The organism is Leclercia sp. S52 (assembly GCF_039727615.1).
In the GTDB taxonomy this organism is placed as follows: domain Bacteria; phylum Pseudomonadota; class Gammaproteobacteria; order Enterobacterales; family Enterobacteriaceae; genus Enterobacter; species Enterobacter adecarboxylatus_B.
Map to the genome: position 1 here is coordinate 3,150,011 of NZ_CP152474.1, position 19,773 is coordinate 3,169,783.

At 57.2% G+C, this 19,773-nt stretch carries 16 protein-coding genes and 2 pseudogenes; all 18 read right to left on the reverse strand.

Annotated elements, in window-relative coordinates:
* Positions 1-58: 58 nt before the first annotated feature.
* Positions 59-955 (reverse strand): GalU regulator GalF, encoded by an 897-nt coding sequence (gene galF, locus AAHB66_RS15260; protein ID WP_191152430.1) that lies wholly within the window; start codon positions 953-955, stop codon positions 59-61.
* Between the two features lie 178 nt (positions 956-1,133).
* A complete protein-coding gene (wcaM, locus tag AAHB66_RS15265) occupies positions 1,134-2,519 on the reverse strand; it encodes a colanic acid biosynthesis protein WcaM (RefSeq protein WP_347113489.1) in 1,386 nt (461 codons plus the stop codon).
* Between the two features lie 13 nt (positions 2,520-2,532).
* Positions 2,533-3,753, reverse strand: coding sequence for a colanic acid biosynthesis glycosyltransferase WcaL (gene wcaL, locus AAHB66_RS15270; protein WP_191152428.1), 1,221 nt, complete (start codon positions 3,751-3,753; stop codon positions 2,533-2,535).
* Positions 3,750-5,030, reverse strand: a complete 1,281-nt coding sequence (wcaK, locus tag AAHB66_RS15275; protein ID WP_191152427.1) for a colanic acid biosynthesis pyruvyl transferase WcaK — start codon at positions 5,028-5,030, stop codon at positions 3,750-3,752. Before wcaK ends, wcaL begins: the two co-directional genes overlap by 4 nt.
* 15 nt (positions 5,031-5,045) lie before the next feature.
* Positions 5,046-6,524 (reverse strand): colanic acid undecaprenyl disphosphate flippase WzxC, encoded by a 1,479-nt coding sequence (gene wzxC, locus AAHB66_RS15280; RefSeq protein WP_347113490.1) that lies wholly within the window; start codon positions 6,522-6,524, stop codon positions 5,046-5,048.
* Position 6,525: 1 nt separating this feature from the next.
* The gene (wcaJ, locus tag AAHB66_RS15285) at positions 6,526-7,920 is read right to left on the reverse strand and encodes an undecaprenyl-phosphate glucose phosphotransferase (RefSeq protein ID WP_191152425.1); all 1,395 of its coding nucleotides are present in this window, start codon (positions 7,918-7,920) and stop codon (positions 6,526-6,528) included.
* 50 nt (positions 7,921-7,970) lie between these two features.
* A complete protein-coding gene (cpsG, locus tag AAHB66_RS15290; protein WP_191152424.1) occupies positions 7,971-9,341 on the reverse strand; it encodes a colanic acid biosynthesis phosphomannomutase CpsG in 1,371 nt (456 codons plus the stop codon).
* Between the two features lie 109 nt (positions 9,342-9,450).
* Positions 9,451-10,887, reverse strand: a complete 1,437-nt coding sequence (cpsB, locus tag AAHB66_RS15295; RefSeq protein ID WP_347113491.1) for a mannose-1-phosphate guanyltransferase — start codon at positions 10,885-10,887, stop codon at positions 9,451-9,453.
* Positions 10,888-10,890: 3 nt separating this feature from the next.
* Entirely contained in the window at positions 10,891-12,114 is a 1,224-nt protein-coding gene (gene wcaI / locus AAHB66_RS15300) for a colanic acid biosynthesis fucosyltransferase WcaI (RefSeq protein ID WP_347113492.1), read from the reverse strand.
* Positions 12,111-12,584, reverse strand: a complete 474-nt coding sequence (locus AAHB66_RS15305; RefSeq protein WP_347116499.1) for a GDP-mannose mannosyl hydrolase — start codon at positions 12,582-12,584, stop codon at positions 12,111-12,113. The genes wcaI and AAHB66_RS15305 overlap by 4 nt, the downstream gene beginning before the upstream one ends.
* Positions 12,585-12,590: 6 nt before the next feature.
* Positions 12,591-13,553: pseudogene (locus AAHB66_RS15310) on the reverse strand (GDP-L-fucose synthase); the annotation flags it as partial.
* Between the two features lie 2 nt (positions 13,554-13,555).
* A complete protein-coding gene (gmd, locus tag AAHB66_RS15315) occupies positions 13,556-14,677 on the reverse strand; it encodes a GDP-mannose 4,6-dehydratase (RefSeq protein ID WP_106993498.1) in 1,122 nt (373 codons plus the stop codon).
* Between the two features lie 27 nt (positions 14,678-14,704).
* Complete coding sequence (gene wcaF, locus AAHB66_RS15320; RefSeq protein ID WP_347113493.1) at positions 14,705-15,253, reverse strand: colanic acid biosynthesis acetyltransferase WcaF; 549 nt, start codon at positions 15,251-15,253, stop codon at positions 14,705-14,707.
* Positions 15,254-15,268: 15 nt separating this feature from the next.
* On the reverse strand, positions 15,269-16,015 hold the full coding sequence (wcaE, locus tag AAHB66_RS15325) for a colanic acid biosynthesis glycosyltransferase WcaE (protein ID WP_347113494.1): 747 nt from the start codon (positions 16,013-16,015) through the stop codon (positions 15,269-15,271).
* 11 nt (positions 16,016-16,026) lie between these two features.
* The gene (gene wcaD / locus AAHB66_RS15330) at positions 16,027-17,247 is read right to left on the reverse strand and encodes a colanic acid polymerase WcaD (RefSeq protein ID WP_347116500.1); all 1,221 of its coding nucleotides are present in this window, start codon (positions 17,245-17,247) and stop codon (positions 16,027-16,029) included.
* Positions 17,222-18,440, reverse strand: a pseudogene (gene wcaC / locus AAHB66_RS15335) (colanic acid biosynthesis glycosyltransferase WcaC). The gene wcaD and the pseudogene wcaC overlap by 26 nt, the downstream one beginning before the upstream one ends.
* Positions 18,437-18,925, reverse strand: a complete 489-nt coding sequence (wcaB, locus tag AAHB66_RS15340) for a colanic acid biosynthesis acetyltransferase WcaB (protein WP_142490002.1) — start codon at positions 18,923-18,925, stop codon at positions 18,437-18,439. Before wcaB ends, wcaC begins: the two are co-directional and overlap by 4 nt.
* Before the next feature lie 2 nt (positions 18,926-18,927).
* Positions 18,928-19,767 carry a colanic acid biosynthesis glycosyltransferase WcaA gene (wcaA, locus tag AAHB66_RS15345; RefSeq protein ID WP_347113495.1) on the reverse strand — a complete coding sequence of 280 codons (840 nt, stop codon included), beginning with the start codon at positions 19,765-19,767 and terminating at the stop codon, positions 18,928-18,930.
* Positions 19,768-19,773: the final 6 nt, after the last annotated feature.

Genomic DNA, 19,773 nt, shown 5'->3' on the forward strand with positions numbered 1-19,773 from the left:
CATGGCTAATGAAAGCCTGGAATGATCCACCGCCGTTTAGACAACGACCAACTAACTGTTAATCGTTGGTTAAAAGTTTCTTCATGCTTTCACGGAACTTCTGCCCTTCTTTCAGGTTACGAAGGCCATATTGTACAAAGGCTTGCATGTATCCCATCTTCTTACCGCAGTCGTAGCTGTCGCCGGTCATCAGCATGGCATCGACAGACTGCTTCTTCGCCAGTTCCGCGATCGCATCCGTCAGCTGAATACGATCCCAGGCGCCTGGTTCGGTACGCTCCAGCTCAGCCCAAATTTCAGCGTTGAGCACATAGCGGCCCACGGCCATCAGATCGGAGTCGAGCGTCTGCGGCTGATCCGGTTTCTCGATAAACTGAACGATACGGCTGACTTTACCTTCTGAATCCAGCGGCTCTTTAGTCTGAATCACCGAGTATTCGGACAGGTCGCCCTTCATGCGCTTCGCCAGCACCTGGCTGCGGCCGGTCTCGTTGAAACGCGCCACCATGGCTGCAAGGTTGTAGCGCAGCGGATCGGCAGAGGCGTTGTCCAGAATGATGTCCGGCAGCACAACCACAAACGGGTTATCGCCAACCACAGGACGTGCGCACAGGATAGAGTGACCCAGCCCCAGCGGCTGCGCCTGGCGGACGTTCATAATGGTTACGCCCGGTGGGCAGATGGACTGTACTTCCGCCAGCAGCTGGCGCTTAACGCGCTGCTCCAGAAGGGCTTCAAGTTCGTAGGAGGTGTCGAAATGGTTTTCTACCGCATTCTTTGAAGAATGGGTCACCAGAACGATTTCTTTGATCCCTGCAGCAACAATCTCGTCGACGATGTACTGAATCATCGGCTTGTCAACGATCGGCAGCATCTCTTTAGGAATGGCTTTTGTGGCCGGGAGCATATGCATGCCAAGACCGGCTACCGGAATAACCGCTTTCAAATTAATCATATTTCTTCCACCTTAAAATGGTTGCCGAATTATAGCTCTTTAGCCTGGTTTCGCCAGCACGATTTGCTACAAATCAAGCGTAGATGTTACGCCGGTGCCGTACGAATACCAGTGGATGCAGTCTGAATCCGCGCGCTTTAATTCCAGGAATCCTCGCAAAATGCCGTCTGGTTAATATCTAGCGCTTCGGCAGATTAAAATTCAGCCGTTCCGTATTAATTGTATGCTGATCGATGCGGTCGATATCCACCGAACTTTGGCCCTTTTCATTAATCGCGTTAATGTTCGCCAGTGAAAGCAATGTCTCTTCACGGGCCATAAATTTGCCGCGCACGTCTTTGCGCAGATCAAAATTCAGCGTCAGGGCCGGCCCGATCTCAGAGTGCTGCATCACATTGATATTGCGCATGAAAAGATGCTGCGGTTTATTATGTAACTCAAGCGTGGCGCGTTTCATCTCAAGATTGGTGATCGCCACGAACGAGGTGGCATTGCCGGAGGAGATCTGTATTCCGCGCAATTTCCGCGCAAGATTCTGGTTGTCGAGATGAATATTGTTGAGGCGAAAGTTCTGCGGTATCGACAAATAGTCGCCTTTAATCACGCCGTAGCCAATTAACATGCCTGCGCTGTCGCTCATTTCAACATTATCGATGACAAAATTATCGCAGCCATATATTGCTACCGTGGCGTTATCAATCCCCGCTTTCTTGCTGAAGTCCGGGGTGATATCTCGGGCTTTAACATTACGGATAATAAAGTGTTTACCATTCTCGACATGCACGAGCTGGCGGCAGTTGCTGCCGGTGATATTGGCGACCACAAAGTTCTTCACCGCCTGGTCTTCCGGGTAGGCATTGTTGTAGGTACTGCCCGCCAGGCCAATGCCGATCCCCCAGTTGATTTTCCCGTTGGTGCAGTCGATGTGGTCGATAACGTGGTCTGAGATCAGGATGTTCTGGTCATTGATCGCCACGTTCCACTCAATGGCATCGCCCTGCAGATAGCTGAAGTGGCAGTTGGTGATTTTGGCGCCATCCACCTGGTTGTGGAAACCCTGACGCAGGATCGCATAGTTGGCTTTGGTCACCCGCAGATTGTCGATCAGCAGGTTGCGCATCACCCGTGGTTTTTTACCGCCGATGTAGATCTGGGTTACCGGCCCATAGCCACTCATCGCCAGCCCCTGGATCACGCAGTCGGAGCCGCGAACGTCAAGGGTGATGTTTTCGCTGCGCCCCTCCCCTTCACCAATCACTTTACTGCCATCCTGCAATACCAGACGTCCCCGCCCGTTGCCGGTCAGCGCGCCGCGAATACGCAGGGTTTTGCCTTCGGGGATAAAAATAGCGGTGTTGATGTTGTCGCAGGTGAGCCCGGCTGGCACCACCACGGTGTCGCCGTCGGCGAAGGCCTTTTTGAACGCCGCGATCCAGTCACGGTGATTGTAGCGACTGATGTCCACCGTGGCGCTGCTCGCTGCGGCCCGCACGCCGATCAGCGGTGCGGCGGCCAGTACGGAACAGGTGGTGACAAACGCGCGTCGCGTCATCTCTTTCGGCATATCGCCTCCCTTTTTAAAGCGTCTGTAGCAGAGTGGCTAACTGCCGGTTGATCAGGTGTTGATTAAAATCGGTCTCCACTTTCCGCCGCGCATTGTGCAGCACGGGCGAGAGCTCATGGTCACCCAGCGCCGCAAAGCGCTCCAGCTGCCCGGCCAGCGCCTCGGGATTATTCTCTTCCACCAGCCAGCCGGAGTGGCCGGGCTCGATCAGTTCAGGGATCCCGCTGTGTACCGTGGAAACCACCGGGATCCCCACCGCCATCGCCTCCATTAGCGCCACCGGGATGCCTTCCATATCGCCATCCGTGCCGGTAACTGACGGGAGTAAAAAGACGTCGGCGGCATCGAGCATGGCTTTGACCTCATGGCTGGGCTTGAATCCCGGCATCTCGACATAGTCTTCCAGTTCATACTGTTCGATCAGGGTGCGCAGGCGGCGCTCCCAGGGGCCAATGCCCAGAATGCGATAGCGAAAAGCCACCCCGCGCGCTTTCAGCTGACGACAGGCTTCGATCGCCACATGCAGCCCTTTTTTCTCGGTCAGGCGCGCCACAGAGATGATCTGCAGCGGGCTGCCCGGCGTCTTCACCGGACGTTGGGTAAAACGCTGCATATCCACGCCCATGCGCGAGACGGTAATTTTCTCAGGCGGGCAGCCCATGTTTTTCAGACGCCCGGCCCAGAGATCGCTGATCGGCAGCATCATATCGCCGCGCTGAAACAGGCGTTGATACTCCGGGGTATAGTGCGCCAACACTTCCCGGCTGGAGATGTCGATCCCGTGAAACACGGTGGCGATTTTCCCTTCGATAACCCCCAGCTCGCGCAGCTTGGCGGCCGTTACGCCCGCTGGCCCAAAGTGGGCGATAAACACATCCGCGCGCCAGGGGCGCACCGTCTGGCCGCAGATGGCGGAGAGGATCAGGTTGCGCGACTCGGCACCATAGCGGGAAACATTCAGCGCCTTCCAGGTGCCCGGGCGATGCAGCCCGCGCAAGGTCTGGCGGGTGCGATAGCCCAGCTTCGCCAGCTTTCCCTGTGGCTCATCCTGCAGCCATCGGGTTTTGCTGGCCAGGTCGTACTGCGTCCAGGCGGCGTGGGTATTTTGCGTGTCGCCCTTCTGCAGGGCGACAATCTCCACGTCATAACCCATATCGATAAACGCGGTGATCTGGTTCAGCACAAAGGTTTCAGACGAGAGCGGGAATTTCAGTAAGAAGAAACCAACCTTCATTTGCCCTCCCCGACCCGATCCAGCACCGATTTCACCATCCTGATGCCGTTTTCACGTTCGGCTTTCACCGCTACCGCCAGGCGTTCGTTGATGGCCGGCAGCTGGCCCAGGGTGTCACCCACCATCGCGCCCAGGGAGCCATCCAGCAGATGACGGATATCCACCGCCATCTCCGGCATGCCCAGCTGCTGCATGATCCCGGCGGACTTGTGTTCGTAGTTAATGGCGATGGCCGGCGTGCCAAAGTTCATGGAGATGATCGCCGAATGCAGACGGGTCCCCACGGTCAGATCGCAGGCCCCCAGCAGTTTGCCCATCTCGAGGTCGTTGAGTTCGTCCATTACCACGTGGTAGCGCGACGGATCGCTGACGTGCTGGCGCAGGTTGAGCGCCACCATGCGGTCATCTTTGTTGTAGCTGTCAATTCCGGTACAGGTGGAGAGCGCCAGCACCTGATAGCCGCTGTCCAGCACACGGTTCACCACTTCGGCAAAGGCCTTTTCGTAGGCCGCCTGGGTGGTGCCCAGACGTTTGTCGAACGGGGCCAGTTCGCGCAGGGTAATGGCGACGGTTTTTTGCTGCCCCACCACGTTCAGCCAGTGCTGCACGGCATAGCTCGGGGTAAAGTTCGTCTCCTGATGATCCACCAGCCAGGCGGTATCCACACCCTGCTCCACTTTGGTGGTATCGATCTCGCTGCGCTGCATCAGATTCAGGCTGACCGACTCACGCAGGATCAGGGCATCGCAGTGGCCAAACACATAGTTGGCCAGCTGGTTGAACTGCGGATCCTGGAACGGCCCAACGCTGTGGCCGACCATAAACAGCGGCTTTTTCGCCATGAAGGTACAGAGCGCATGCTCGAACTGCGGCACGCCGTAGAGGTCAACGAAGAAGGAGCCGCCCACCTGGATGATGGCGTCGTAGCCGGAAAGCAGACGGACAAAATCGGTAAAGCCCTGGGCGATGGCGATATTGCGCAGCTTGCCGGTGTCGGTCACGCGGGACAGCAGCACCTGGTGCTGATAGCGGCGGCGCAGCACCTTTTTCACGCGCCCCATCACGCCTGCGGCACTGTTATGCTGTTTCATCTGGCTGTAGAGCGGATCGCCCATCACCGGGCGGTTCAGCAGCCAGGAGGAGCTCACCGGGTAGCGGCTCATCACATCGACCTCCGTCTCCGGCGACAGAGCGTAAATGGCATCCAGCAGGCCGCGCAGAATGGCGCTGTCACCACGGTTACCACAGGTATGGTTGCCCAGAATCAGTAATTTCATAATGACCTCTTAAAATTAGCCTGCGCGAAGCAGCGTTTTTATCTTTTCGTTGCGGCAGAACTGACGCTTTATTTCCACCACCAGCGCATTACGCGACAGCACGATCATCACCGCGAAGGCCAGCGCACCGGCTGCCACCTGCACCGCCAGCAGCGCTGCCAGCGGCAGATGGCCGTCAAGGGCTAGCCCTAAGCCATAGCTCACCGCCAGCGTCGGCAGCGACAGGTAAAACGGCAGCCACAGGCTCAGGATGTACTGACGATAGCTGGAGCCCAGCACGGGCTTAATCATCACGAAGTAGCTCAGCACGGTGTTGATGATTTGCACCAGCAGGAAGCCCAGCGTTACCCCCATCGCGCCGGCCAGATGGCCGCCGATGACGATCGCCGGAATAAACAGGAATGTCTTAAAGACGTTAAATTTGAAGCTGATATCGACGCGGGCTTTGGCCATCAGCAGGGAACCAATCGGGTTACCGACGGAGCGCAGCAGCCCCACCACGCACAGCAGCTGCAGGATCGGCACAATGCTGATCCACTTTTCACCGAACACCAGCGGCACCAGATTGCCGGAAACCACCATCAGCCCCAGCAGGGTCGGGAAGTTAATGATCCCCACCACCGACAGCAGCTTGTAGAAGTTGATCCGCAGCTTGTCGGTGTCATCCTGAATTTTGGCAAACGCCGGGAACAGTACGCGGGTGATGATCGGGTTGAGCTTCATCGGCGGTACCACCGCCACGTTGTACGCCAGGTTATAGCCCCCCGCCACGCTGGCACCGAGGATACGCGCCAGCACCAGCGTCGAGAGGTTGGTGTTGACGTAGTTGATGATGCTGTCGGCGGTCAGCCAGGCGCCGAAGCGCAGGTTGGACGACACCGAAGAGAGCGAGAAGTGGAAACCGGGACGGTAAATCTTGCGGCCAAAGTAGCCGAACAGCAGAGTGCGCACGGCAGAGTTCACCAGATAGCCGAGGATGGCGGTCATCGCCAGCGGCCAGAAATGGGCGCTCACCACGGTAAAGGTAAATCCGGCCAGCACCGCGCTGGTCTCGATCATACCGATTTTGCTGAACTCCAGCTCCTTTTGCATCAGCGCGCGGAACTGCTGCCCGTGTGGGATCACCACAAACGCAAACGACAGGGCGCGCATCAGCGGGGCCAGCTCCGGGTTGTTCAGCGCGCCAGCGATGGCATCGCTCAGCAGAAACAGCGCCACGAACACCAGCACCCCAAGGCCAACGTTCAGCCAGTAGAGGGTAGTCAGCTCCAGCTGGCTGATCTCCTTACGCTGAATAATCGAGTTGGCGATGCCGAAGTCCGACAGCGTATCGGCCAGGGCGATGATCACCAGCGAGACCGTCAACAGGCCAAACTGGTGGTTATCGATAATGCGCGCCAGCACCGTCATCTGTACCAGGCCGAGGCCGATGATGATCACCGTGGCGATAGCCGACCACTTTGCCCCGCTGAGAGTTTTTTCACGTAAGCTCATGTTAGTACGCCGCTTTGTTCACAAAGCCCTTGAAGACGGTGAGAAACACGATTTTGATATCGAACCAGAGGCTCCACTCGCGGATGTACTCCAGATCGAATTCAATACGTTTTTCCATCTTCTCCAGGGTGTCGGTTTCACCGCGCCAGCCGTTGATCTGCGCCCAGCCGGTGATGCCCGGTTTCACTTTATGGCGCAGCATGTAGCCTTCAATCAGGGCACGATACTGCTCGTTATGGGCCACCGCGTGCGGACGCGGGCCGACAATCGACATGCCCCCGGTCAGGACGTTGATAAACTGCGGCAGTTCGTCGAGGGAGGTGCGGCGCAGGAAGTTACCGACGCGGGTAACGCGCGGGTCGTTTTGCGTCGCCTGGGTCACCACCTCGTCGTTTTCCATCACCTTCATGGAGCGGAATTTCCACACCATGATCGGCTTACCGTCCATGCCGTAGCGGGTCTGGCGGAAGATCACCGGCCCCTTAGATGTGAGCTTCACCGCCAGCGCAATGGCGCAGAGTACCGGGGAGATCAGCAGCAGAATCATCGAGGAGAGAACGATGTCCTCCACGCGCTTCAGCACCCGGTTGAGCCCGGAGAGCGGCGTGTCATACAGCGGCACCACCGGTACGCCGTTCACCTCTTCAATGCGGGAATGCAGGATGTTAAAGGTGAAGACATCGGGGATCAGGATCACCGAGCAGGTGGTATCCGCCAGTTTACGCATCAGGGTTTTGATTCTGGCTTCATCGCTCATCGGCATGGCAATGTAGACGTTATGGATCTTGCCAGCTTTGGCATCGTCAACCAGCTGAGAATAGTTACCGGCCCAGTCAGCAGAGACACCGCCAGGCTGCGCGTCGTGATAAACCCCGACCACGTCAAACCCCAGCCACGGCTCCTTACGAAAGCCGTCGAGCAACGCCAGCCCGGCCGGCATACTCCCGGCCACCGCCACCCGGCGAGTGTTGTAGCCGCGGTTACGAAGCCAGCCCGCGCCGTAGCGGATCAGCGATCGGCAGACCACCATTCCCACGCTGGTGAGCAGGTACCAGGCAAAATAGGTAGCAAAGCGATTATCAAAATCATTGTTGAAGGCCACCAGCCCGAAGCTGAAGACCAGGCTTAAGGTCCAGTTCTGCAACAGCAGCAGGAGCTCGGTGGCAATCTTGACGCCACGCCATGAACGGTAGAAGTCGGTCATCCCGCCGATCATCTGGAAGACTACCAGCGCGATCAGCGCCATCAGCAGGTGCATGTAGAGGAAAGGCAGCCCGCTGAGTTTACACACCATCCACAAGCCACCGAACATGATGGTGATATCAGAAAAACGCTGCACCATAGAGATTAACGATGCATTCGTTTTGGCTCGCTCGCGCTTTTTTAGATTTGTCATCGTTGTTCCTGTTTCAGGGTCCCCTCCCCCCGTCGGGAGAGGGGCAAGGATTACTGATTCAACAGCGCCATAATGTCCTGCGTTCGCGCCGCCATCAGCGCCGCATCGGCGCGGGATTCCACGTTCAGGCGCACCACCGGCTCGGTGTTTGACGAGCGCAGGTTGAAGCGCCACTGAGGGAAGGTCATGCTGATGCCATCGGTACGGTCGATCTCCAGCGCGTGCAGGGCAAAGTGGTGCTCCACGCGGGCAATCGCCTCGGCCGGTGCCGCGAGCGTGCTGTTGATCTCCCCGCTCGCCGGGAAGGCCGCCATGCGGTCACGCACCAGTTCACCCAGCGACTGGCCCTTCAGGCACAGCAGTTCGGTGACCAGCAGCCACGGGATCATCCCGCTGTCACAGTAGGCAAAATCGCGGAAGTAGTGATGAGCGCTCATCTCGCCACCGTAAATGGCATCCTCTTCGCGCATCCGCTCTTTGATGAACGCATGGCCGGTTTTGGACATCACCGGTTGACCGCCCGCCGCAGCCACCACGTCCACGGTGTTCCAGGAGAGACGCGGATCGTGGATGATTTTCGCCCCTGGGTTTTTCTCAAGGAAGGCTTCCGCCAGCAGACCGACAATGTAGTAACCCTCGATAAACTGCCCTTTTTCATCGAACAGGAAGCAGCGGTCGAAGTCGCCGTCAAAGGCGATGCCCATGTCCGCGCCGTGCTCAATGACCGCGTTGCGGGTATCGGCCCGGCACTCAGGCAGCAGCGGGTTCGGGATGCCGTTCGGGAAGTTACCGTCCGGGGTGTTATGGACTTTGACGAAGGTCACCGGCACGTTAAGCGCCTTAAAGCGGGCCTCCAGGGCATCCACCACCGGGCCTGCCGCGCCGTTGCCGGAGTTGATCACCAGCTTCAACGGCTTGAGGTTCGCCAGGTTGATGTAGCCCAGCAGGTGGTCGATATAGGCCTCGCGCAGCTCAATTTTTTTATAGCTGCCACGTTTGGCTTCGTTCACCGGCGGGAAGTCGTTGGCTTCTGCCAGACGCTGGACGTCGCGCAGGCCGGTGTCACCGCTGATCGGGCGGGCACCCTCGCGCACCAGCTTCATGCCGTTGTAGTCCATCGGGTTATGGCTGGCAGTCACTTCGATCCCGCCGTCAACGCCTAAATGGAAGGTGGCAAAGTAGATCTCTTCGGTACCGGACAGACCAATGTCCAGCACGTCGACGCCCGCGTCCTGCAGCCCTTTCGCGAGGGCCAGCTTCAGGGCTTCGCTGGTCAGACGCACGTCGCCGCCCAGCACAATGGTTTTCGGCTTTAAATATTCGCCGTACGCGCGGCCAATGCGCCACGCAATGTCTTCATTCAGCTCTTCACCGAGCTTGCCGCGAATATCGTAGGCTTTAAAACAGGTTAATTTTTGCATCATTACCCCTTATTCAGGCAACAGTTGGCCCGACCCGGACAGGGCCAATTTAATTTTTTGTTTTCGTAGGCCCGGTAAGCGCAGCGCCACCGGGCAAAATGCGTGAGGACTACACCCTGCCGTACCTGTCCTCAAAGCGGACGATATCGTCCTCTTCCAGGTACGAGCCGGAGCGCACTTCAATCAGATCGAGAGGGATTTTCCCCGGATTTTCCAGGCAGTGGGTTGCCCCCAGCGGGATGTAAATGGATTCGTTTTCACCCAGCAGCGTCTCCACCTCGTCGATGGTCACTTTGGCGGTACCCGCCACCACCACCCAGTGCTCGGCGCGGTGATGGTGCATCTGCACCGACAGCCCCTCGCCCGGTTTAACGGTGATGCGTTTCACCTGGTAGCGTTCGCCCTCGTCAATGGAGTCGTATTTGCCCCACGGACGGTAAACTTCGCGGTGAATGTGGTGCTCATGGCGGCCATCGGCCTTAATCTGCTCCACCACTTTTTTGACATCCTGCACCGCATTGCGATCGGCAATCAGCACCGCATCTTTGGTCTGCACCACCACCAGATCCTTCACCCCGACGGTGGTCACCAGCCCGGATTCGGCGTAGACGTAGCTGTTCTCGGTTTTATGGCTGATCACATCCCCGTGATGGACGTTGCCTTCCGGGGTCTGGGCGCTGATTTCCCACAGTGAGGACCAGGAGCCGACATCGCTCCAGCCTGCATCCATCGGCACCACCACCGCATCGGCGGTACGTTCCATTACCGCGTAGTCCACGGACTCTTCCGGGCAGGCGAGGAACGCGGCTTCATCGACGCGAATAAAGTCCAGATCCGGGTCGACGGTGGCCATGGCCTGCTGGCAGGCGTGCAGGATATCCGGGCGGTACTTCTCCAGCTCTTCCAGATAACGTCCGGCGCGGAACAGGAACATGCCGCTGTTCCAGTAATACTCACCGCTGGCAACGTAGGCCTGAGCGGTTTCCATATTCGGTTTTTCGACAAACTGCGCCACGTCAAAGGCCAGGCTGTCGCCCTCGCCAGGCGTAACGTTGCCACGGCGAATGTAGCCATAGCCGGTTTCCGGCAGATCCGGCACGATGCCGAAGGTCACCAGTTTACCGCTTTCGGCATAAGGAATAGCAGCGCGCACGGCGTCGCGGAAGGCCTCTTCCTGCTGGATCACGTGATCCGCCGCCAGCACCAGCATCAGCGGATCGCAATCCGGGCTGCTGCGCTGCGCCGCCAGCGCCGCCAGGGCGATGGCCGGGGCGGTGTTACGGCCGGCAGGCTCAAGAATGATGTTTTCGGTCAGCTTGTTCAGCTGACGCAGCTGCTCGGCGACGATAAAGCGGTGCTGTTCGTTACAGATCACCACCGGGCTTTCACAATTCACGCCATTCAGACGGTTGACCGTCGTCTGCAGCATGGTGAGCTCCCCTTTCAGGCAGAGGAACTGTTTTGGATAGAGCACGCGGGAGAGCGGCCACAACCGGCTGCCAGAGCCACCTGCCATTACCACCGGGTACAACGTATTTTTACTCATGATTTATCCCCGAATATCTGCAATAAACTGGCTCAGCACGTTCTCTTTCTCGAGCGTGCGTTCGGCATAGTCACGGGCTACCGTGTTCTCTTTGGGCATCGTCAGCGCCTGTTCGATCCCGGCCACCAGCGCGGGCACCGACTCGGGCTCAACGCACACTGCGATCCCCGGCAGGTTGTCGCACAGCTGGCCCAGCTCGGTGTGGGCTTCGGCGGTGATCACCGCGTTGCCGCCCACCGCCAGAATATTGGTCAGTTTTGACGGCAGGACCGCATCCGCCGCGCCGCGCTTTTGCACCACCAGATGGCAGTCGGCCATCTTCAGCAGCGCCGGTAAGGCGTCGTAAGACTGCAGCGGGAAGAACTGAACGTTCTGCAGGCCGCGCTCGCGGGCCATTTTCTCCAGCCGCGCTTTGCCGCCACCCTGGCCGACAATCACAAACTGCCAGGGCTTATCGCTGAGCGCTGCGGCGGCGTCGATGACGTTCTCCAGCCCCTGCTTCTCACCGATGTTGCCGGAATAGAGAACAATCTTTTGCGCCTCAGCCAGACCCAGCTGTGCACGCAGTGCCGCCACGTCTTCAGGTGTGACGTCGCGAAAACGCGCCACTTCGGACCAGTTAGGGAAGAAGATCACCTTCTCCGCCGCCACGCCCTTCTCCTGCGCCTTGTTCATCATCGAGCGGGAGATGGTCGAAACATAATCCACGTTGTGCAGGCCGCTGCGCTCAAAGGCGCTGGCCAGTTTCGCGACTTTGCCGCCCTTGCCTTTGCCCGCCATGCCCAGTCCGAGCATGGCGTCCACTTCATAATCCTGAATGTGCAGCAGGGTGCGGGCCCCGGAGAGCTTGCCCAACAGGCGCATGCCCGGGGTGCAAAACAGGGTCGGCACCACGCCGATAATGCGATCCGGCTTCCAGCGACGTTGCGCCATCAGCGGGAAGAAACTGCTCAGGGCAAAGCTGCCCAGATGAATCAAACGCTTTAAGGTCGAGGGCTGCTTCGGCACGTACAGCGGGCAGCGCCAGACGGTGGCGGCCCCCTCTTCACGGCGGTAGCGCCAGCTTGAGTAGCGCTCACCCACCTGCCACTCCGGGTAGTAAGGTGGGGCCGTAATGACCCGCACCTCGTGACCCTGGCTGGCCATCCACTCCACCATCTCGCCGGTGTATTTACCGATACCGGTCAGCTCGGGGGAGTAGTTAATTCCGTACACGAGGATCTTCATAGTCCCGGCACCCCAGCCTGATCCAGGAAGTAGGCCCGGCTGTTGTCATGCACGTTATCGCTTGCCAGCAGGACATCCGGTTTTAGCCAGCGGTAGTCGTCGTGCTGAGAATCAGGCAGACGCAGGTCTGCCTGATTCACCTGCAGGCGATAGCCGATCACCACGTAGTGGGTGGTGAAATCGGTGCCGGAAAAGTTATCGTCATAGAAGTGCTGCCAGACCCCGTAAAACTGGCCCGCCGTCATCGGCAGGCGCAGCCCCAGCTCCGCCTCAGTAAGACGCGCAAAGGCATTTTCCAGCGTCTCGTCTTTCTGCACTCGTCCGCCCGGCACGAACCAGAAGCCCTGCGCCGGACGGTTGGTGCGTTGCCCGAGCAGAAACTCGCCCCGCTCGTTCTCCACAATCAGATCGATGGAGATCAGCGGAGTGGAACGCACAACAGTGGCAAAATCTTCCTGACTTAAAAACATATCTACCCCCCGGAAGCGCTGCTGATTTTCCAGGAACCACTGGTAAGTGCTGGCCAGCCCTGCGGCCAGCGTCACCTCGTGGAACCAGCCCAGCTGATGCAGACGGGTCACATCCAGCAGCTTGCGCGGCGTGCCGTCGGGTTTGCTGGCATCGAAGGCCACGCGCCCCTTGTACCCCACCACCTGAGCGATGGTCTCAGCCAGCTCGCGAATGGTGCAGTCCACCCCGGTGCCGACGTTAATGTGCGACAGCATCGGCTCGGTGTTCTCCTGCCACACTTCGCGGGCCAGCTCCATCACGTGAATGCTGGCGGCAGCCATGTCATCCACGTGCAGGAACTCGCGCATCGGCGTGCCGCTGCCCCACACCACCACTTCCGGCGCGTTGCTGACGGTCGCCTCGTGAAAACGACGCAGCAGCGCCGGGATCACGTGCGAGTTGCTCGGGTGGAAGTTATCGTTCGGGCCGTACAGGTTGGTCGGCATCACCGAGCGATAGTCGCGACCGTACTGGCGGTTATAAGATTCGCACAGCTTGATCCCGGCAATCTTGGCGATGGCGTACGGCTCGTTGGTGGCTTCCAGCGTGCCCTGCAGCAGCTCGCTCTCGGCGATCGGCTGTTTCGCCATCTTCGGATAGATACAGGAGGATCCGAGGAACAGCAGCTTGTTCACGTTATGCAGATGCGCAGCGTGAATGATGTTGCTCTCGATCATCATGTTTTCGTAGATGAAATCCGCCGGGTAGGTATTGTTTGCAACAATACCGCCCACTTTTGCCGCCGCCAGATAGACCTGATCGATGCGCTGTTCGGCAAAGAAGGCCTGTACCGCGCCCGCATCCAGCAGGTTCAGCTCATCACGGTTGCGCAGCACCAGTTCGACGTTGCCGCGCTGCTCCAGCTGGCGGACAATCGCGGAACCCACCATCCCGCGATGACCGGCAACAAAAATTCGTTGTTTGCTCATACTCAGGACTCCAGCGCGATGGCAACCTCGTAGCCATGGGACTTGAGCAGGGAGTGTTTCTTCGCCGCTTCAAGATCGTGGGCAACCATCTCGGACACCATCTCCTGCAGGGTGATTTCCGGCTTCCAGCCCAGTTTTTCGTGCGCTTTGCTTGGGTCGCCGAGCAGGGTTTCCACTTCAGCAGGACGGAAGTAGCGCGGGTCAACCTGAACAATCACATCGCCCGGCTTCACGCCCGGTGCATCATGACCGGTGACGGACACCACGATACCCTTCTCTTCCACGCCGGTGCCTTCGAAGCGCAGTTTGATACCCAGCTGGGCCGCCGCCATCTCAACGAACTGACGCACGGAGTACTGAACGCCGGTGGCAATCACGAAGTCTTCGGGTTTTTCCTGCTGCAGCATCATCCACTGCATTTTCACGTAGTCTTTGGCATGGCCCCAGTCACGCAGGGAGTCCATGTTGCCGAGGTGCAGACAGGATTCCAGACCCTGGGCAATGTTGGCGATAGCGCGGGTGATCTTACGGGTCACGAAGGTTTCGCCGCGGCGCGGGGATTCGTGGTTGAACAGAATACCGTTACAGGCGTAGATGCCGTAGGATTCGCGGTAGTTCACGGTGATCCAGTAGGCGTACATTTTAGCCACGGCATAAGGTGAGCGCGGGTAGAACGGAGTGGTCTCTTTCTGCGGGATCTCCTGCACCAGGCCATACAGCTCGGAGGTAGACGCCTGATAGAAACGGGTCTTCTTCTCAAGGCCGAGGAAGCGGATGGCTTCCAGCAGACGCAGAGTACCCATGGCATCCACGTCGGCGGTGTATTCCGGGGATTCGAAGGAGACCGCTACGTGGCTCATCGCGCCCAGGTTGTAGACCTCATCCGGCTGCACTTCCTGCAGAATACGGGTCAGGTTGGAGCTATCGGTCAGGTCACCGTAGTGCAGGTGGAATTTCGGGTTTGCTGCATGTGGATCCTGGTAGATATGATCCACGCGCTCGGTGTTAAAAGAGGAGGCACGACGTTTGATTCCGTGCACTTCGTAGCCTTTTTCCAGCAGGAGTTCCGCCAGATAAGAACCATCCTGTCCGGTAACGCCGGTGATGAGAGCGACTTTAGACATGTTTATTTTCTCCAGACTTATCAGAAGTTATTCAGTTTCAACGCGTTCGCGTATCACCACTGCGGGATTGCCACGGCAAATCTTATTTGCCGGAAGCGATTTAAAAACACTGCTGCGCGCACCAACAACGGTGCCATCGCCAATGGAAACGCCGGGCGCGACAAAGACATCGGTCGCCAGCCAGCATTTCTCACCCAGGGTGATGGGCTGCGCATTAATATCAAAATGTTGACTCATATAATCGTGACTACCGGTGCAGAGATAACACTTCTGCGATACCACCGAATTGGCACCAATCGAAATATCACCCAGCGTATATAACACCGCGTCGTCACCCACCCAGGCGTTATCCCCTAAGGTTAATTTCCACGGGTAGGTAATTTTTACCGATGGTCGAATCACTGCGTTTTTTCCGATTTTTGCGCCAAACAGGCGTAATAAAAAGGCACGCCAGCGGTACATTATTTGTGGCGACCAGGCGAATAACGTTGCCTGTACTGCCCACCACAACTGCACCTTAATTCCGCCTGCGCCACGAAACCCTTTTGGCACAGAGAAGCCGCTTAATTCCTGCATCGTGTTTCCTTATATTCAGGCTTTGTTATATAAGGCTTTGGTTTTACCCGTCGTTTTCAGACGTAATAAATAAGATAATTCTGCGAGCACGCCCGGCATACGTAATATCTCGCGCTGCACCTTTTTGGCGTCCTGACATAATTCAAGATTATTCGAGGTTGACACCCCGCCCATCGAAAATTCAGAGACCAGGCCTGGCAGGCGTTTAAACGGATAACCGGCTTTATACATTCTGGCGGTCAGGGCGTAATCCGACGAAACGCGATACTGCAGATCGTACGGGTACGTTTTTAATCCACTTAAGGGAAAGAAGATCGCCTGATGGCTGGCCGGCAGGCTGTGATAAATATACCAACCCGGTTTCGCCGCCCGGCGCACTTTATTGCCGTCACCAAAATCGAGTAAGGCGTCGCCCATGACCATGGCGTTACCCTGCACTTTGCCGAGCTGGCGCACAAACTGCGCTACATCGTCATGAAAAATATCGCCGGAGTTCAGGAAAATGGCGTAGCGCCCCTGCGCCATATCGATGCCTTTATTCATCGCATCGTAAATGCCGCGGTCCTTCTCGCTGACGTAGCGTAAGTTGAACTCACCATTCAGTTTTTCGAGAAATTCTGCCGTACCGTCGTTCGAGCCGCCATCCACCACAATCCATTCAAAGCTGAGGCTGGGATCGCGGGCCAGATTGCGCAGCGACCGCCAGGTTTTTACCATGCCGTCAAGGTTACGGAAGGCAACAGTAATAACGCTGAGTAACATAAACCACCTCGTTATGAATGCGTAATATTAAGCGCCTTGCGCAAAATAAACGGGCAAACAATTAAGAATGCGTACTCCGGGCTAAATATTGACCCGGTAAAGAACAGCGACACCGGCGTAAAAAGATAAAGCTGTACGCGAAAATTCTGATTATCACCAAAAGCGCTGATCGTCATTTTGAAAACTTTGGTCAGATACCACGCCGTTAATAACACTGCGAACCACGAAAAATAAATAATCAGCAGATACAAACCATTGTCTATGGTTTTCCCGACGTCCGCACCGTTAAAGATTCCGAATGATGCGACATATTCATAAAGTGAGCCGAATCTGACTACGCCGTCAATATGGGTTAAAGAGTAACCCACCATCACCAGCGGACCGATAATACGGTAATAGGATGACGACCCTTCAGTCCCTAAATCACCCAGACGCTCCGAAATATACGGGAAGGCAAATACTACCCCCACTAAAAATACGGACAATGAAATGATCGCTAAAGGTAACTTTTTCTTGATCGCCTCTTTATTCAGATACTGGAACGCCCACTCCAGAAGGTAAAACAGAATAAAGGTCATTACCCCGGAGAACGATCCAGACAGGACTATTCCTGCAAGAATCATAGCATCGCTCTTGGGCGTTTTGATACCAAACTGTTTGATGCTGAGCCAAATTGAGATTAACGCCAGAGCGAAGAATGCCGGTTCGAAATAGAGTGCCGTGGTACGCTTGCCGCCAAATTTAATGAAATTCAGCACATAGCTATTACTGTAAATAAGATATTTCGAAATTATTTCCATCAGGCTACTGCCGCCTGTCAAAATAATTTGCGCCATCTCCAGAGCCGCTATCATAACAATGATGCCGATCACCAGATAAAAGAACCTGAGGATCTTCCGATAATTGTGCGGCGAGATGGTTTTAAAACGAATACTCCACACCATACCGATAATGATCACGATATAGACAAACAGCATGGTGGAGGTGACATATTTACTGGCGTCCAGCGACTGGCCAAAGATGTAGTTAAAGGCCGTCAGCCCCACCCCCAGCCCCAGCGCAATCATCAGCTTTTTCACGCTGATCTTGTCGACGAACAGCAACAGCAGCACCGGTAAAAAGGTCACGATGGTAATGGGGAAGCTCTCACCCAGCTGGGCAATTTTGACGTTGACCAGCAGGTAGATCAGCGGCAGCAGCAGATAGCTACAGATTCTGATAGAACGAGACATACTCCTCCAGCATCTGTTGTCCACTGTAGGCCTGGCGGCTGCGGGTGCGGAACGATTCCAGGTCAGTGCCAAAAACGGCCTGCGCGATCTCCGCCTTCGACAGCTGCACCAGCGGCAGCACCTCGTTTTCGGTGAAGGTTTTACCCCCCCGATTTCTCCAGCACTTCCCGGGCGGCGTCGCTGTGGGTGGCGATCACCGGCACCCCGATGGAGAGCGCTTCGCACAGGATCAGCGGGTAGTTATCAACTCTTGAGCTGAACACCAGCGCATCCATGCCGTTCAGGGCGCTCATCAGCTTGCGCTTGTCGGTTTCGAAGCCGTGGTTAACCACGTTGGCGCCGTCAAAGGGCGAAAACTTACCGAAGGTGTGCAGCTCGATCTTATCGCCGAGGGCCATGATCTGACGCACCAGCTGCTGGTTGGTTTTGCCGTCGTAGCGCAGGTCGTGAGCCACCACCGCGATTTTCGGTTTACCCGGCGTGACGGCCACCGGCGTCAGCTCCGCCAGAATGGCTTCGGTCGCCACGTCGATACCGTTGTTGATGATCCGGCAGCGCCCTGCCCCGTACAGGCTGTTAAAGGCGTCGGCCACATGCTGGCTGGGAGAGATAAACTGGCAGCCGAGCGCCAGCATGTCGCGAAACAGCTGACGTTTACCCGCCACCAGCTGATGGGCGCGATCTATCTTCACCGGAGGATAGTTACCGAGCGTCGGGCACTTCTGGCAATTGTCTTTCCAGCCTTCGCAGCCGTCGGTAAAGGCGCAGCGGCCGGTAACGCTCCAGTGATCGTGCAGGGTCCAGACGAAGGTGGTATCGGGCTTGTGCGCCTGCACCTTCTCACAGAAGGCCACCACCTCCTCCAGCTTCAGCCAGTAGCTGTGCAGAACGTGGAAATGCAGCACCACCGGGCCCGCGGTGCGGGTCACGGTGCGGTACAGATTGTTAAGGTTGCCAAACAGATCGCGGTTAAACAGGCGGAACAGCGCAATATTCGCTACCGAGGTCAGGCGCGGGGTGTGTTTCACCACCTGCGGGTAGCGGTCGTGGCTGACGCTCTTCTTGCCGCCCTTGCCGTAACCGTAGATAAAGCGCGACTGGAGTCCTTTTTGCAGTGCGCGCTGGTGCAGATCCAGCGCCACCCCTGCCGCCCCGCCCTCGGCGAGACGTACGTTAAATTGCAGAATATTCATTTGATCACCTTCACCCGGGCCTTCTCGCCCACCACCAGCGCGTTGTCCGGGATGCTGTCGAGCACCACGCTCCCCGCTCCTACGGTGACGTTATTGCCCACGGTGATATCACCGATCATCACCACGTTGGCACCCAGCTCAACGTTATTGCCAATCACCGGGCAGGCCAGGCTGTCCGGACCGCGGTTGCCGAGGGTTACGCCATGGCGGATGGTAAAATCATCTCCGGCGACCACGAACTTATTGATCACCACGGCATAGCCGTGGTGAATGGTAAAGCGCCGGCCGATGGTGGCTGCGGCCTGGATTTCATAGCCGAAGAAGCACTCGGTGATGATGCGGTAGAGCACCAGCACCGGGGCCGCCCACAGGTTGTTGAGGACGTTCTTTTTGCGCCAGACGGAGCAGAAATGGGCCACCCGGTAGGCCAGCACCATGCAGCAGGGGCGCAGGCTCCAGCTGTTTGCGCGACAATCTTCCAGCACCATTATTTCCCCCGCAGTCCGTCTGCCAGACGCTTGCCGTTACGCACCGAGATCAGCGTCAGCAGCGTGCGCCAGTTCATGCGCTTGTTGCGGATCTGATACAGGGTAAACAGCTGATACTTACGGCTGGCGCGATCGAACTTGTCCCGGTGCTTACGGTAGAAGTGGAAGTAGCCGGAGAACTTTTTCGGCGAGGAGGTGATCTGCATCTCGCCGTGATTGATGTGCAGGATCTGCGTTGCCTCCTCCACCTTCCACGGCTCGCCATACTCCATCACCATCCGCAGGAAGATGTCGTAATCCTGGGCGGCCTTCAGCTCGGTATCGAACAGGCACTCCTTGAAGCGCCACGCCCAGGTAAAGACCTGATTGCCGATAATGTTGCGCTTGTAGAACAGCTGGCGCGAGTACGGCGATTTCGGATAGAGCGGCAGGCTGGCGGGCTGGGAGTAGACCTCCCCTTCGCAGACATAGTCGTTGGCATACAGGAACGCATGGGTCACCAGATGATGCTGATGCGCCAGGAAGGTCGAGAGCCGGTTCGGCGTCCACTCGTCGTCGTCGTCAATACCGGTCAGGTACTGGCCGTTAGCCTGCAGGATCGCCTGATTGCGTACCGCACAGGCGCCGGAGTTGATGGCGTTGTGGGTATAGACCACGCGCGGATCGTTGAGGTCAGTGACAAACTGCTGCAGCTGTTCCCAGGAGGAGGAGCAGTCATCGACGATGATCAGCTCCCAGTGGTCATAATCCTGACGCAATACCGACTTTATCGCACGGATCGCCAGCTGCTGACGGTTCCATGTAGGCATATAAATAGAAATCAAAGGGCGTGTTGTCATGGTATT

Bases quoted from the DNA above. Each gene is read 5' to 3' on its own strand.
- wzxC (WP_347113490.1), bottom strand. From the start codon at position 6,524: ATGAGCTTACGTGAAAAAACTCTCAGCGGGGCAAAGTGGTCGGCTATC.
- wcaA (WP_347113495.1), bottom strand. From the start codon at position 19,767: ATGACAACACGCCCTTTGATTTCTATTTATATGCCTACATGGAACCGT.
- wcaD (WP_347116500.1), bottom strand. From the start codon at position 17,247: ATGTCTCGTTCTATCAGAATCTGTAGCTATCTGCTGCTGCCGCTGATC.
- galF (WP_191152430.1), bottom strand. From the start codon at position 955: ATGATTAATTTGAAAGCGGTTATTCCGGTAGCCGGTCTTGGCATGCAT.
- wcaE (WP_347113494.1), bottom strand. From the start codon at position 16,015: ATGTTACTCAGCGTTATTACTGTTGCCTTCCGTAACCTTGACGGCATG.
- wcaK (WP_191152427.1), bottom strand. From the start codon at position 5,030: ATGAAATTACTGATTCTGGGCAACCATACCTGTGGTAACCGTGGTGAC.
- wcaJ (WP_191152425.1), bottom strand. From the start codon at position 7,920: ATGACAAATCTAAAAAAGCGCGAGCGAGCCAAAACGAATGCATCGTTA.
- wcaL (WP_191152428.1), bottom strand. From the start codon at position 3,753: ATGAAGGTTGGTTTCTTCTTACTGAAATTCCCGCTCTCGTCTGAAACC.
- cpsG (WP_191152424.1), bottom strand. From the start codon at position 9,341: ATGCAAAAATTAACCTGTTTTAAAGCCTACGATATTCGCGGCAAGCTC.
- wcaF (WP_347113493.1), bottom strand. From the start codon at position 15,253: ATGCAGGAATTAAGCGGCTTCTCTGTGCCAAAAGGGTTTCGTGGCGCA.
- AAHB66_RS15305 (WP_347116499.1), bottom strand. From the start codon at position 12,584: ATGTTTTTAAGTCAGGAAGATTTTGCCACTGTTGTGCGTTCCACTCCG.
- cpsB (WP_347113491.1), bottom strand. From the start codon at position 10,887: ATGAGTAAAAATACGTTGTACCCGGTGGTAATGGCAGGTGGCTCTGGC.
- gmd (WP_106993498.1), bottom strand. From the start codon at position 14,677: ATGTCTAAAGTCGCTCTCATCACCGGCGTTACCGGACAGGATGGTTCT.
- wcaI (WP_347113492.1), bottom strand. From the start codon at position 12,114: ATGAAGATCCTCGTGTACGGAATTAACTACTCCCCCGAGCTGACCGGT.
- wcaM (WP_347113489.1), bottom strand. From the start codon at position 2,519: ATGCCGAAAGAGATGACGCGACGCGCGTTTGTCACCACCTGTTCCGTA.